The following is a 13,552-nucleotide window of genomic DNA, read 5'->3' on the forward strand; positions in this document are numbered from 1 at the left end:
AGGGCTTCTGCGGGCACTCCTTCCACGCCATGTGGTAGACGGTGCTGATGTCACCGTCCGTCGAGTCCATCGTCATGAAGCTCACCTTGTCCGGCGAGGAGGAGCCGGCGCTGACCCGGAGCTCGGTGTTGATGTTGAAGTTGCGCTGGACACCGCAGGGTGCCCAGACGAGTTGCGCCCAGTCGGTGCTGTCGGTGGCCTGCCAGTTGTCGTTGAGCGGGCCGCTGAAGGGGTGGTTGCGGTACGCCGTCTGCGACGAGCCCTGGAAGTAGTACGAGGCTCTCTGCACGGCGCTCGCGCCGGACTGGAGCGAGGCGAACCCCCGGTAGTCGGCGCTGGCGATGGCGTAGGTGAAGCCCTGCGGGACATGCACGACCAGGTTGAGCTGGCAGTTCTTGCGGAAGGCGGTCGGGTCGGAGCCGCCGCCGACCTGGGCGAGGTAGTCGCTGTAGGTCACGGTGAAGGCGGTGTTGTCCTCCGAGACGGCGACGGCGGCCGTGCCCTGGGGGCAGCCGGAGCCGTTCACGGTGGCGACCTTGATGACGATCTTGTCGGGCGGCGGGTCGTCGAAGGCGGAGTCCGCCTCCGCGGGCAGTGCGGCGGCGACGAGAGCGGCAAGAGCGGCGCCGCTCAGCAGAAGTCCACGCGCCATGGCTTCTCCTCGGTTGGGGGGTGGCTGCGCCTCCGACCGTCGACTCACTTTTGGTTCACCTTTGAAGAAAAGGTGAAATTTCCGTGAAGGCCGGAGGCGTAGGCATCGTAGGAAGCCTTGCTTGGCATGGACAGGCCTAACTCAGGCCATTCGCCGGGACTTTCACCCGCCGGAACTCGATCGTCTCGTACGCCGTCCGGACGCCCGTCTCGTACAGGATTCCCACACTCCCGGCACCGGTCTGCACGAGATCCGAGTACCCGGCCTTGCGTGCGGACAGGGTCAGTGCCTTGCCGAAGGACCGCCCCCCGTCCCCGCTCCTCCACAGCGCCATCGCCGCACGGTCGGTGGGCACGGAGGGCGCCGAGAACAGCAGGTCCCCTCCCGCACCGGCCAGTTGCAGCACGCTGCCCTCGACCAGGGGCACGTCGTCCAGCGAACCCTGCCGCGCGTAACCGCCGTCCAGGCTGGCTCCCCCATCGGCGGAGTAGGCGTCCAGGCGGTTCCCCGGGCTCGTGCCCTTCTGGTTGCGGGCGTTGAAGTACAGTCGCCCGTCGGGCAGTTGGGCCGCCGTCGATTCGTTGGCGTTGCGCACACCCTCGTAGGAGTCCTCGACGAAACCGAGGTGCCAGGATGCTCCCCCGTCGTCGCTGTAGATCGCATGTGCCCCGTAGTACTTGGGCTCCTGACCAGTGTCCGGCGACCCCGGTGGCGGCGCGGCGGAGTGGTTGGCCGGGACGACCAGCCGCCCGGCGTGGTCACCCCGGGTCAGCGCGACGGCGTGGCCCGGACCGGTGGCGTACCAGCGCCAGTGCGGCTTCTTCACCGCCGAGGTGATCTCCCGCGGGGTGGAGAAGGAGCGTCCGTCGTCCGTGCTCGTCTGCACGAAGACCCGCCTGCCCCGCTCTCCCCCGGCCTCACCGCGCAGGATCTGCGCTTCGCTCACGTCACCGCTGTGGTACGAGGTGACGAGCACGACGTTCCCCGTCCGGGGATCGACGACCGGCGCCGGATTGCCCCGGGTGCTGCCCTCGCCCGCGGCGACGACCTGCAGCCGCCCCCAGGTGCATCCGCCGTCCCGTGACCTCCTGAGCACGACGTCGATGTCGCCGTGGTCCGCCCTGCCGCCGACCCGGCCTTCGGCGAAGGCGAGCAGGGTCCCGGTACGGGTCCGGACGATCGCGGGGATGCGGTAACTGGCATAGCCTCCCGTGCCCGCGGCGTACGGCACCGAGGAGCGGCACCTCCGTTCCGGTACACCGTCCGTCCTGTCGGCCCGGTCCCCCCAGGGCCGGACGAAGCCCATCAGCACGGCGACACCGGCCACGGCAGCGCCGAGCACAGCCACCCGGCGGCGGCGGCTCGGTAAGGGACGGCTCATTTCTCTCCAGGTCGGCAGGACGGGCCAGCTGAACCCAAAGGGATGGAGGTGACGGAGCAACGCCCTTGAGATGAAAGGGAGATGAAGCGGGGACCGCTACTAAGGGTTTTCCCAGGCGGCCGGTTCCGCGGCCAGCAGCTGGACGTCCTCGGGCAGCGCACCGGTGGCGATGTCCGCGATGGTGACGCCCTCCAGGATCCGGCGGACGTTGGCCCGCAGCGCGATCCACAGCGGCAGCAGCGGCTCGGCCGAACCGGCGTAGGTCAGCCCGGTCGGGCGGACCCCGCGCACGGAGACGATCGGGCCGTCGACGGCCCGGATCACATCGGCGACGGTGATCGCCGACGCGTCCCGGGCCAGCCGGTACCCGCCGTTGCCGCCGCGCCGGCTGTCGACCAGACCGGCGCGGCGGAGGTCGCCGAGGATCCCCTCCAGGAACTTGTGCGGGATGTCCTGCACGGTGGCGATGGCCTCCGCCTTCATCGGGCCGTCGTCCTGGCGCACGGCGAGCTCCAATACCGCTCGTACCGCGTAGTCCGCCCGTGCCGAGATCCTCATACGACCATTGTCACCGCTGTCACAGCTGTCCGGTGTCAGGCCAGCCGGATCACGTTCCAGGACAGCGGTTCCAGTACGGCGGTCAGGACGCCGTCCGTCAGCGCCGTGCCCTCGGCCGGGTGCGGGGCGACCCGCTCCGGCTCGTCGAGCGTGTTGCGGGCGTCCGGGTCGGCGTCGGCGAGCGCGCTGTGCTCGACGACCCGGGTCAGGTCCAGGCCGTTCAGGGCGACCTCGAGCGGCAGCGGCTCGGTGCGGCTGCGGTTCACCGCGAACACGGTGACCGTCCCGTCCTCGGCGCGCACGGCGGTGGCGTGCAGCAGATCGGCCTCGCCGTACTTCTTCGTCTCGTACGTGGGCGAGTCGACCCGCACGTCCAGGACCTGGCCGCGGCCGTACTTCGACGCCTGGGCGAACGGGAAGAACGTCGTCTGCCGCCATGCCGGGCCGCCGGGCTCGGTCATGATCGGGGCGATGACGTTCACGAGCTGCGCGAGGCAGGCGACCGTGACGCGGTCGGCGTGCCGGAGCAGGGCGATGAGCAGCGAGCCGAAGACGACGGCGTCGGTGACGCTGTAGTTGTCCTCCAGCAGCCGGGGCGCCTCCGGCCAGTCCAGGGCGCTGACCTGGGCCTCGGTGCGGGACAGGTACCAGACGTTCCACTCGTCGAAGGAGAGGTCGATCTTCTTCTTCGACTTCAGCCGGGCGCCGATGTGGTCGCAGGTGGCCACCACGTTGTCGATGAAGGACTCCATGTCGACGGCCGAGGCCAGGAAGGAGTCGACGTCGCCGTCGAGCGGCTCGTAGTAGGCGTGCAGGGAGATGTAGTCGACGAGGTCGTACGTCTCCTTCAGGACCGTCGCCTCCCACTCGGCGAAGGTCTCCATGGCCTGGCCGGAGCTGCCGCAGGCGACGAGTTCGACGGACGGGTCGATCTGGCGCATGGCGCGGGCCGTCTCGGCGGCGATCCGGCCGTACTCCTCGGCCGTCTTGTGGCCGGTCTGCCAGGGGCCGTCCATCTCGTTGCCCAGGCACCAGAGCCTGATGCCGAAGGGGTCCTTGTCGCCGTGGCTGCGGCGCAGGTCGGAGAGTGCGGTGCCGGAGGGGTGGTTGGCGTACTCCTGGAGCTCGATGGCCTCGGCGACGCCCCGGGTGCCGAGGTTGACGGCCATCATCGGCTCGGCCTGCGGGCCGATCTTCTTCAGGAAGGCGATGTACTCGGAGAGGCCGAAGCGGTTGGACTCCGTGGTGCGCCAGGCGAGGTCGAGGCGGCGGGGGCGATCCTCGACCGGGCCGACCGAGTCCTCCCACTTGTAGCCGGAGACGAAGTTGCCGCCGGGGTAGCGGATGGCGGTGACGCCGAGTTCCCTGACGAGGTCCAGGACGTCCTGGCGGAGGCCGGCGTCGTCGGCCGTGGGGTGGTCGGGTTCGAAGATGCCGGTGTAGACGCAGCGGCCGAGGTGTTCCACGAAGCTGCCGAAGAGTCGGGGGTTGACCTCACCGACGGTGAACGCGGGGTCGAGGGTGAAGCGGGCGGTGTGCATGGTCGCCTTTCGGGATGGGTGGTTCTCAGCGGACGTTCGGCCAGCCGTTCTTTTGCCAGCTGAGCTTGTTCAGGCCCAGCTTCGGCGTGCCCTCGTCCTCGGCGTCGTAGTAGTGGTATGCCAGCCAGTCCTCGCCTCGGTCCTTGAAGACCGACTGGCCGCCCGTGCCGATGAAGCGGCCGTGGCCCTCCAGGACCAGGTCGCCGCCGCCCTCCAGCATCGGCGTGCCCGTGCTGTCGACGTACGGGCCCTTGATGTCCGTCGAGCGGCCCACCTTGATCTTGTAGGTGGAGTTCACTCCCGAGCAGCAGGCGTCGTAGGAGGCGAAGAGGTAGTAGTGGCGGCCGTGCTTGACGATGTACGGGCCCTCGACGGCGTACGGGACGTCGGGGCGGGTCGCCAGGTGGTGGACCGTGGCTCCGGGGACCGCCTTGCCGGTGCGTTCGTCGAGTTCGACCATGCGGATGCCGGTCCAGTACGAGCCGAAGGACATCCACAGCCTGCCGTCCGCCTTGGTCAGGGCGGGGTCGATGGCGTTCCAGTGGTCGGTCGTCTCGGAGGAGAAGACCTTGCCGTGGTCGGTCCAGGTGCCGGGCAGGCCCGAGGGGGAGGTGGCGACGCCGATCGCGGAGTGGTTGGTGCCCCAGGAGGACACGGCGTAGTACAGCCAGTACCTGCCCGCCCGGTAGGAGATGTCCGGCGCCCAGGGATCACCGGTGTCGTTGTACTCGTACCACCAGCTCGGCGGCTCGGTGAAGGCGTTGCCGGCGTCGTCCCAGTGCCTGCCGTCCTGCGACAGGCGGGCGCCGATGACGCCGCCGGTGGAATAGGCGGCGTAGCCGCCGGACTTGAGGCGGATCACGGTCGGGTCGTGGATGATCTCCTGGCCGGTGACGGGGCGGGGGTCCGGGTAGGTCTCGGCCGCCTGCGCCGCGTTGGGGAGCAGGGCCATGAGGGCCGCCGTGGCCACGGCGGTCAGGGTTATGCGCAGGGTCACTGTCCCGCCAATCCCGTGTGGGCGACGCCCGCCACGATCTGCCGCTGGAAGAAGACGAAGACGACGATCAACGGCAGGCCCGCCATCAGGCCGCCGGCCATGAGCTGCGCCCACTGGATGCCGTAGGAGTTCATGACGGTCGCGATGCCGTTGGGCATGGTCATCAGGTCGGGGTTGTTGGTCACCATGTACGGCCACAGGAAGTTGTTCCAGGAGGCGATGAAGGTGAAGATGCCGACCGCCGCGAGGGAGGGGCGGGCGAGCGGGACGACGATGGTGAAGAAGACCCGCCAGCGGCCCGCCCCGTCGATGAAGGCCGCCTCCTCCAGCTCGCGCGGGATGCCCTGGAAGAACTTGTAGAGGATGTAGACCATCGCGGCGGGCGCGCACTGGGGCAGGATCATGCCCCAGTAGGTGTCGACCATCCCCATCTGCTGGACCGTCGTGAACAGGGGCACGCCGAGCACCGCCGGGGAGACCATCAGGCCCGTCATCACCAGGCCCAGCAGGGCGTTCTTGCCGCGGAACTCGGTGCGGGCGAAACCGTACCCGGCGAGCGCGCTGACGACCAGCACGACGGCCGTGACGCAGACCGAGACGACCAGGGAGTTCAAGAACCAGTTGGTGACGTTGCCGGTCTCCCACAGCGACGACCACGCCTGGCCCGTCCAGACCCCCGGCAGCCAGTGCGGCGGGATCTCGGCCGCCTCGGCCTCGGACTTCAGCGAGGTGAGCAGGGCCGCGACGATCGGCGCCATGAAGACGGCGGAGACGGCGACCCCGGTCAGGGTGAGCACGATCTGGCTGGGTGTCCACGAACTGCGGGGCTTGAGCCGTACCGGCGTGCCGCTCATCGGGTGCCCTCCTCACGGGTGCGCAGCAGCCACATCCGCGTCAGGGCGACGGCTGCGATGAGCACGAAGAAGATGATGGACATCGCGGAGGCGTAGCCCACGCGGTAACTGGTGAAGCCCTGTTCGAGGGTGTACTGGACGAAGGAGCGGGTGGAGAGCTCCGGTCCGGGGCCGAAGTCCATCATCACGACGGCCTGGTCGAAGAGCTGGAGCGAGGCCAGGATCTGCAGCGCGATCACCAGGCCGGTGATGTTGCGCAGCAGCGGCAGCGTGATGTGGACCATGCGGTGCCAGGCGTTGGCGCCGTCCAGCTTGGCGGCCTCGTAGAGGTGGCCGGGGATGCCCTGGAGGGCGGCCAGGTAGAGCAGGAAGGAGAAGCCGACGGTCCACCACAGGGTGGTGATGACGATGGCGAGCATCGCGTACGACTTGTCGGTCAGCCAGGGCGTCTGCAGGCCGAAGGTCTCGTTGACCAGGCCGATGCCCTGGGTGAACAGCCACTGCCACATGTTGGCCGCGACCGTGGAGGGCAGGAGGAAGGGCGCGAAGAAGCACAGCCGCCACAGCCATGTGGCGTGCTCGATGTGGTGGGCGAGCATCGCCAGCAGGAAGGCGAGGACGGTGATGCAGGGCACGACGAGCAGCGTGAAGTAGGCGCTGTGGCCGAGCGCGTCCCACATTGCGGCGTCGTTCAGGGCTTCGCGGTAGTTGTCGAGGCCGACGAAGCTCGCGCCCTCGCCGGAGATGTTGGCGTCGGTGAAGCTCAGGTAGACGCCCCGCAGCAGGGGCCAGATCACGAACAGGGCGAACAGGGCCAGGAAGGGGGCGACGAACCAGCCCCCGTGCTGGAAGCCCTGCTTGCGGCGGACGGTGGCACTCGCGGCGGCGGTCCTGGCCCGCGCGTGTGCGACGACGGTCTGAGCGCTGGTCGCCATCACGCGGCCGCACCTCCCTCGGCGGCGGTCGTGCCGTCCATCGGGTTCTTCGAGGCGAGCAGTCGGGTCAGCCGGTCCTTCATCCGCCGGGCGACGGCGTCGGGCTTGGCGGAGCCCATCGTGGAGGAGACGACGACCGGGCCGAGGTCCTGGGCGAGTACGCCGGTGGAGCCCGCGAACCACACCTTCGGCTCGGTGGCCTGGTGGTCCATGGCGCTCACGTACTCGTTCTGCGGGGTGAGCTTCTGGTACGCGTCGGTGGTGAGCGTCGGTGTGTACGCGGGGATGTGGCCGCCGGCCGCCCACTGCTGGGCGTGCTGGACGACGTACGCCGCCAGTCGGTGCGCGGCCTCGTTCGGGGCGCCGCCGCGGCCCGCCTGGTGGGGCAGGACGAAGGCGTGGGACTCGGCGTGGGTGGCCTGCTTGCCGAAGACGGGCGGCAGCGGGGTGGCGCCGTAGTCGAGTTCGGCACCGGAGAAGACCGGCACCGACCAGTTGCCCTCCCAGGTGAAGGGGGCGCCGTTGACGAACTGCTCGCCGGTGGGGGCGCCGGGGATGACATAGCCGTCGGTGACGTGCTGCCGCAGGAACTCCAGGACCCGGGTGGCCTTGTCGGTGTCGAAGAGGACCTCGGTGCGGGTGTCGTCGAACCACTCGCCGCCGAGCTGGGTGTAGAAGGCGACGAAGAACCACCACTGGAAGTTCTGGTCGTTGGTCCACAGGCCGATGGTCTGCAGGCCCTTCTTCTGGACCGCCTTGGCCCGCTTAAGGACGTCGAACCACTCGTCGGTGGAGCCGACCGGGATCATCCGGCCGTCGTCGCCGAGCAGATCCGCCTTCCTCAGCACGTCCTTGCGGTAGAAGCAGAGCTGGACGTGGATGTCGAGCGGCAGGGCGTAGAGCTTGCCGTCGATGACGCCGCGGCTCCACAGCGCGGGGTTGAAGTCCTGTTCCCGCACGCCGTACTCGGCGAGCAGGCCGATGTCCCACGGGTCCAGGAGGCGGCCCGGGGAGAAGCCGGCGACCCGGCCCACGTGCATGACGCCGAGTTCGGGGGCGCGGTCGCCCGCGGCGGCCATGGCCATCTTGGTGTAGAAGGGGTTGCCCCACTGGAGCGTGGAGTCCTTGACCGCGATGTCCGGGTACTGCGCTCGGAAGGCGTCCAGCATCGCGATCATGTTGGCGCCGTCGCCGCCGCTGAAGAGGTTCCAGTAGCGCACCCGGGTGTCGGCGCCGGAGGCGAGTGCGTCGGCCCCGGTCCCGAGCGCCGCGAAGCCGAAGCTTCCGGCGACCGTCAACCCGCCCATTCCGGCCAGAAGTTGCCTGCGACTCAGGCCAGGTCGTCCCATGCCCTGCCCTAACTGTTCGAGATTTCGAATGTTGCCCGTAACTTCGAACGGGACCGTAGGGTGCAAGCGCTTGCACGTCAATGGTTTGCGCAGGAATCACAAGGTCCTCGGCGGGCCGCGGGCCTCGCCTCGGTGGTTCCGGTTTGAACGACGGCCACCGGACCGCATGACGCGGACCGGGCCGTCCGCGTACTCTCGAACGGCCTGCCGTACGGCACCGGGACGGCGGCGAGACGAAGGGGGACGGATGGACATCGCGGGCGCGCGCGAAAGGGCGGCCCGGGTCGCGGCAGCGCTGCGGCGACGCCCACGCGGCGGCCCCGCGATGCGTGCGCTGGCGGCCGAACTGGCCACCGCCGCACGGGCGAACGGCCGCCGTCCGGCCGATGTGCGCGAGCTGTGCGCGGACCTGTGCGCGGCGATGAGCGTCCGCCGCGGCGGACGTCCCGTGGAGCTGCGCTTCGAGCGGTTCCCCGACGAGATCGAAGTCACCGGGCTGTGGGTGGAGTTCCAGGACTTCGACCTGGTCATCGTCGAGGAGCGGGCCGAGGCCATGCAGCAACTGGTCATCCTGGGACACGAGTTGTGGCACCTGCACGCAGGCCACCGGCACCACCACATCGCCGGCGCCGCGGCCGTGGACGCCCTGGCCGAGCGGCCCGGCTGGCAGGACGTCGCGCTCGGCATCGCCGCCCGCAACGGCTCCCGGGAGCGGGACGAGGCCGACGCCGACGCCTTCGGCCACCGGCTCGCGGCGGCCTTCCGGCCGTACCTGACCAACCCGCCCGGCTCCCGGCCGCCGCTCGACCCCCTGCAACGGTCCCTCGGCTACCGCGGACGAGGGGGCCCGACGGGATGACGACGACGGTGGCCGCGGATCCCTCCGCCCTGCTCAGCGACTTCTACATCTCCTTCTGGATCCCCGCCGCGGTGCTCGCCGCCGCCCTGGCGATCAAGCTGCCCAGCATCATCCGGCTCTGGCGCGACCCGCTGCTGCGCGCGGTCGGCGGACTGCTGCTGCTCGCCTGCGCGGTGTTCGTCTTCTGCTCGCCCTCGACCATCGCCCGGGTGAACCGGCTGGCCGGCGTGCCCAACATCTCGGCGCCCTGGTGCTATTCGCTCCTGACGGCGTTCTGCGGCTCCTGCCTGCTGCTGATCATCGCCTGGCGCAACGGCCTGTCCGACCGCAACGCCGCCACCCGCCGCGCCATGCGCTGGCTCGTCTCCGTCTACTCGGGCGTGATCGTCGCCCTGTGGGTGCTGTTCGCCCTCGCGGACGCCCCCGTGGAGCGGCTGCGGGACCTGGACACCTACTACGCCACCACCCCGTTCATGCGCGAGGAGATCGTCCTCTACCTCCTGGCGCACACCGTGGCCGTACTGATCACGTCCCGGCTGATCTGGAACTGGGTGCGCACCGACGGCCTCGACGCCTGGCTGCGCTGGGGACTGAAGCTGCTGGGCGCCGGCTATGTGGTGAACCTCGTCTTCGACGGTGCCAAGATCACCGCGGTGGTGGCCCGGTGGACCGGCAACGACCTGGACTGGCTCAGCACCGACCTGGCGCCGCCGGTGGCCGCGGTGTCGGCCATCCTGATCGCGGTCGGCTTCATCCTCCCGCACGCCGGCCAGTACCTGCACGACCGCTGGCGGGTCCGGCTCGCCCACCGTGAACTGCGGCCGCTGTACCTCCTGATGCGCACGGTCAGCGGCAACCGCCTCCCCTACGTGCTGCGCGCCACCCCCGAACTGCGCCTGGTCCGCCGGGAGACGTTCATCCGGGACGCCCTGCTCCCCCTCGCCCGCCACCTCGACGAGGACCAGCGGCAGCGCGCCTACGACCGCGGACTCGCCCTCGGCTTCAGCCCGGAACGCTCCCGGGCGCTGGCCGCCGCGGTGGCGATCCAGGACGCGGTCGAGGCCAGGCGGCGGGCCCCGGACGCCGAGGGAACCGGTGATCCCGACACCACCGAACTGCTCCGGGAGATCCGGGCGGTGTCCCGGGCGCTGCGCCGCCCCGACCTGCTGCAGACGGTGCGGGACGGGACGGCGGAGTCGCCCTCCATGGCGCCCTCGCCCCGCTAGCCGCCGGCGCCGCCCCGGCGCCGACGTCACCGATGCCGCCGAAGTCCTCGACGCCGATGGCTGTCCCATGCCGTGTTCTCGTGCTGTAGTTCGAGCTGTATTCGCGCCGAAGTGGCGAAGAACCAGTCATCCATGACTGACCGATCAGGAGCAAGCCGTCCATGAGTGATCACAGTGCCACCGCCGTCGTGCTCGGCGGCTCCGTCGCCGGGATGCTCACCGCCCGCTCGCTGGCCTCCGTCGGCGTCCGGGTCACGGTCGTCGAGCGCGACGCCCTCCCGGCGGGCCCCGAACCGCGCAAGGGTCTCCCCCAGGCCCGCCATGTCCACCAGCTGTGGTCCGGCGGCGCCCACGCCATGGAGGAACTCCTGCCGGGCGTGACGGAGCGGCTCACCAAGGCGGGCGCACGGCGGCTTCCGGTCACCACGGACATGGTCGGCCTCTCGCCCCGCGGCTGGTACCGGCGCTGGGCGGAGTCCCACTCCATGCTGCTGTGCAGCCGCGACCTGCTGGACGCGACCGTGCGCGCCGAGGTCCTCGCCGACGAGCGGATCGAGCTGGTCGAACGGACGGAGGTGCTGGGCCTGGAGGGCACGGCCGCCGCCGTGACCGGCGTACATCTGCGGGCCCACGACGCCACCCGGAGCACCCTGCGGGCCGATCTGGTGGTCGACGCGACGGGGCGCGGATCCCGTACCCCGAAATGGCTGACGGCGCTCGGACTGCCGCGGCCGCAGGTGCGGGAGGTGGACTCGGGGGTGGCGTACGCGAGCCGGCTGTTCCGGGCGCCGGAGGCGGCCCGGGACGGCTTCCCGGTGATCAACGTGCAGCCGAAGCCGCGGGCGGGCGGCCCCGGCCGGGGCGGCGTGCTGCTGCCGATCGAGGACGGGCGCTGGCTGGTCACCCTGTTCGGCACCCGGGGCGGTGAACCCTCCTCCTGCACGGCCGACTTCGACGCCTACGCCCGCACGGAGCAGCGGCATCCGATCCTGGCCGACCTGATCGCGCGGGCCGAGCCCCTCTCGGAGGTCGCCTTCACCCGGACGACGGCCAACCGCCGCCACTTCTACGAGCGGATGGCGAGGTGGCCGGAGAACTTCGTGGTCGTCGGCGACGCGCTCGCCGCGTTCAACCCCGTCTACGGGCACGGCATGTCGGTGGCCGCACAGGCGGCGCTGGCCCTGCGCGCCGCGGTGCAGGACCACGGCTGGGGCACGCCCGGGCTGTCCCGGCGCCTGCAGAAGGCGGCGGCCCGGCCGGCGCGGGCGGCCTGGGACCTGGCCATCGGGCAGGACGTGTTCTATCCCGGGGCCGGGGCCGGGCCCACGCGCGCGGAACGGCTGGTGGCCGCGTACGTGGACCGTCTGACGTACACCGCCACGGGCAGCGGCCGGGTGGCGCGGGCGCTGACGGACGTGATGGCGCTGGAGAAGGGGGCGGGCGTGCTGCTCACGCCGCGGATCCTGGTGGCGGCCGCGGTCGGTCCGCTCAGGCCGGCGCTGAGCGGACCGCCGCTGACGGACGACGAGCTGAAGCGGGCCGGGCTGCAGTAGTCAGCCCGCGAAGGCCGGTTGCGGCAGGCCCTGCCCCGCCCCCGGCACCACCAGCAGCGAGCCCGCCACCGGATGCGGAGCGGCCAGGCCCACCCGGGCCGTGGTGATGTACAGGTCGGTCAGGTCCGCACCGCCGAAGGCGCAGGCCGTGATCCGGGGGGTGGGCAGGACGATCTCCCGGTCCAGCTCGCCCGCGGGCGTGTAGCGCCGTACCGCCCCGCCGTCCCACAGGGCCACCCACACACAACCGTCCGCGTCCACGGTGAGACCGTCGGGGAAGCCGGCGCCGGCCTCGATCCCGGCCAGGGGGCGCCGGTGCGAGACGGTCCCGTCCTCGTGGTGATCGAGGACGTCGACGCGGCGGGTGGGCGAGTCGATGTAGTACAGGAGCCGGCCGTCGGGGCTCCAGCCGGTGCCGTTGCTGACGGTGACGTCGTCCAGGACCGGGACGACCTCCCCCGCCCCGGTGATCCGGGTCAGCGTGCCGCCGCCCGGCGCCTCGTCGTAGCGCATGGTGCCCGCCCACAGGGAGCCGTCGGGGGCTACGGCGGCGTCGTTGCCGCGGCGGTCCGGGACGGGTTCGTGATGCAGCCACCGGAAGGAGTCGTCCGGGTCGAGGAGGCCGACGCCGTCCCGGAGGTTCAGCACGAGTCCGCCCTGCGCGCGCGGCTTCACGGCTCCGACGTGCTGGTGGGTGGTCCGGCTGGTGCGGCGGCCCGAGGACGGGTCGTAGGAGTGGATGCGCGACCCGAGGATGTCGATCCACAGCAGCCGGCCGGTGGCCGGGTCCCAGGTGGGCCCTTCGCCGAGGGTCGCCTCGGCACGTACCGCGACCTCGTAGCTCATGCCGCGCTCCGGTGGCCGAGCCGCTCGGACAGGTCGGCGGCGCCCTTGGCGGCGAGCTGCTCCAGCTCCGCCTTGCGCTCCTCGCTCCAGCGGATCATCGGTACGGAGATGGACAGCGCGGCGACGACCCGGCCGGTGCGGTCCCGGACCGGCGCGGCGACGCAGGAGACGTCCGGGTTGGACTCACGGCTCTCCACGGCGATCCCGCGCGTCTGGATCTCGGCGAGGGCCTCGCGCAGAACGGCCGGGTCGGTGATGCTGTTGGGGGTCATCGCGACCAGCTCGGCGTCGTCCGGGATGCGCGAGGTGAGTTCCGGCTCCGGCAGGGACGCCAGCAGCATCTTGCCGACGGAGGTGCAGTGAGCGGGCAGGCGACGGCCGGCCGCCGACACCATGCGCACGGCGTGCGTGGAGTCGACCTTGGCGATGTAGATGACGTCGGTGCCTTCGAGGATCGCCACGTGTACGGTCTCGTCGCAGGTCTCGGCGACCGTCCGGGCCACGTTCTGGCCCTCGGCCGCGAGGTCGAGCTGCTCGGCGTACCGGCTGCCGAGCTGGTACGGCCGCACGCCCAGCCGGTAGCGGCCCGGCTGCCCCGGTACCGGGACGATGTAGGAGCGGGCGGCGAGCGTGGTGACGAGTTCGTGCACGGTGGTGCGCGGGAGCTGGAGCTTGCGCACGATGTCGGGGGCGGAGAGTGTGCCGTCCCCGTCGAGGAAGAGCTCGAGGATGTCGAGAGCCCGGGTCACGGCAGGTACGAGGCGTCCCATGTGCGGCCCCCTCCCTAATGTTCGAAATTTC

General features: G+C 70.9%; 13 protein-coding genes. 3 read left to right on the forward strand and 10 right to left on the reverse strand.

Annotated elements, in window-relative coordinates:
• The 8 genes from M8H82_RS17115 to M8H82_RS17150 all read right to left on the reverse strand — a co-directional run.
• Positions 1 to 652 (reverse strand): DUF4360 domain-containing protein (locus M8H82_RS17115; protein ID WP_250074840.1); only part of this gene is annotated, 652 nt, incomplete at its 3' end.
• A gap of 136 nt (positions 653 to 788) precedes the next feature.
• Complete coding sequence (locus tag M8H82_RS17120; protein WP_250074842.1) at positions 789 to 2,033, reverse strand: exo-alpha-sialidase; 1,245 nt, start codon at positions 2,031 to 2,033, stop codon at positions 789 to 791.
• A 99-nt stretch (positions 2,034 to 2,132) separates the two neighbouring features.
• Entirely contained in the window at positions 2,133 to 2,591 is a 459-nt protein-coding gene (locus M8H82_RS17125) for an Rrf2 family transcriptional regulator (RefSeq protein WP_250074844.1), read from the reverse strand.
• A 35-nt stretch (positions 2,592 to 2,626) separates the two neighbouring features.
• Positions 2,627 to 4,132 (reverse strand): alpha-N-arabinofuranosidase, encoded by a 1,506-nt coding sequence (locus tag M8H82_RS17130; RefSeq protein ID WP_250074846.1) that lies wholly within the window; start codon positions 4,130 to 4,132, stop codon positions 2,627 to 2,629.
• A gap of 25 nt (positions 4,133 to 4,157) precedes the next feature.
• The gene (locus tag M8H82_RS17135; protein WP_250075257.1) at positions 4,158 to 5,084 is read right to left on the reverse strand and encodes an arabinan endo-1,5-alpha-L-arabinosidase; all 927 of its coding nucleotides are present in this window, start codon (positions 5,082 to 5,084) and stop codon (positions 4,158 to 4,160) included.
• 41 nt (positions 5,085 to 5,125) lie between these two features.
• Positions 5,126 to 5,983 (reverse strand): carbohydrate ABC transporter permease, encoded by an 858-nt coding sequence (locus M8H82_RS17140; RefSeq protein WP_250074848.1) that lies wholly within the window; start codon positions 5,981 to 5,983, stop codon positions 5,126 to 5,128.
• Positions 5,980 to 6,918, reverse strand: a complete 939-nt coding sequence (locus tag M8H82_RS17145; RefSeq protein WP_250074851.1) for a carbohydrate ABC transporter permease — start codon at positions 6,916 to 6,918, stop codon at positions 5,980 to 5,982. The genes M8H82_RS17140 and M8H82_RS17145 overlap by 4 nt, the downstream gene beginning before the upstream one ends.
• Positions 6,918 to 8,267: an extracellular solute-binding protein gene (locus M8H82_RS17150; protein WP_250074853.1), complete on the reverse strand. Its 1,350-nt coding sequence runs from the start codon at positions 8,265 to 8,267 to the stop codon at positions 6,918 to 6,920. Before M8H82_RS17150 ends, M8H82_RS17145 begins: the two co-directional genes overlap by 1 nt.
• Positions 8,268 to 8,514: 247 nt before the next feature.
• Here M8H82_RS17150 and M8H82_RS17155 point away from each other — a divergent pair, with 247 nt between their 5' ends.
• The 3 genes from M8H82_RS17155 to M8H82_RS17165 all read left to right on the forward strand — a co-directional run bounded on the left by M8H82_RS17155 (position 8,515) and on the right by M8H82_RS17165 (position 11,905).
• The gene (locus M8H82_RS17155) at positions 8,515 to 9,126 is read left to right on the forward strand and encodes a toxin-antitoxin system, toxin component family protein (RefSeq protein ID WP_250074855.1); all 612 of its coding nucleotides are present in this window, start codon (positions 8,515 to 8,517) and stop codon (positions 9,124 to 9,126) included.
• Positions 9,123 to 10,352, forward strand: coding sequence for an MAB_1171c family putative transporter (locus M8H82_RS17160; protein WP_250074858.1), 1,230 nt, complete (start codon positions 9,123 to 9,125; stop codon positions 10,350 to 10,352). Before M8H82_RS17155 ends, M8H82_RS17160 begins: the two co-directional genes overlap by 4 nt.
• A 161-nt stretch (positions 10,353 to 10,513) precedes the next feature.
• Positions 10,514 to 11,905, forward strand: a complete 1,392-nt coding sequence (locus M8H82_RS17165; protein WP_250074859.1) for an NAD(P)/FAD-dependent oxidoreductase — start codon at positions 10,514 to 10,516, stop codon at positions 11,903 to 11,905.
• On the opposite strand, the gene M8H82_RS17170 is transcribed toward M8H82_RS17165, so the two are convergent.
• Positions 11,906 to 12,751 carry an SMP-30/gluconolactonase/LRE family protein gene (locus M8H82_RS17170; RefSeq protein WP_250074861.1) on the reverse strand — a complete coding sequence of 282 codons (846 nt, stop codon included), beginning with the start codon at positions 12,749 to 12,751 and terminating at the stop codon, positions 11,906 to 11,908.
• Positions 12,748 to 13,521, reverse strand: a complete 774-nt coding sequence (locus tag M8H82_RS17175) for an IclR family transcriptional regulator (RefSeq protein ID WP_250074863.1) — start codon at positions 13,519 to 13,521, stop codon at positions 12,748 to 12,750. The genes M8H82_RS17170 and M8H82_RS17175 overlap by 4 nt, the downstream gene beginning before the upstream one ends.
• Positions 13,522 to 13,552 lie beyond the last annotated feature (31 nt).

This window comes from Streptomyces sp. YS415 (genome assembly GCF_023544665.1).
Taxonomy (GTDB): Bacteria; Actinomycetota; Actinomycetes; order Streptomycetales; family Streptomycetaceae; genus Streptomyces.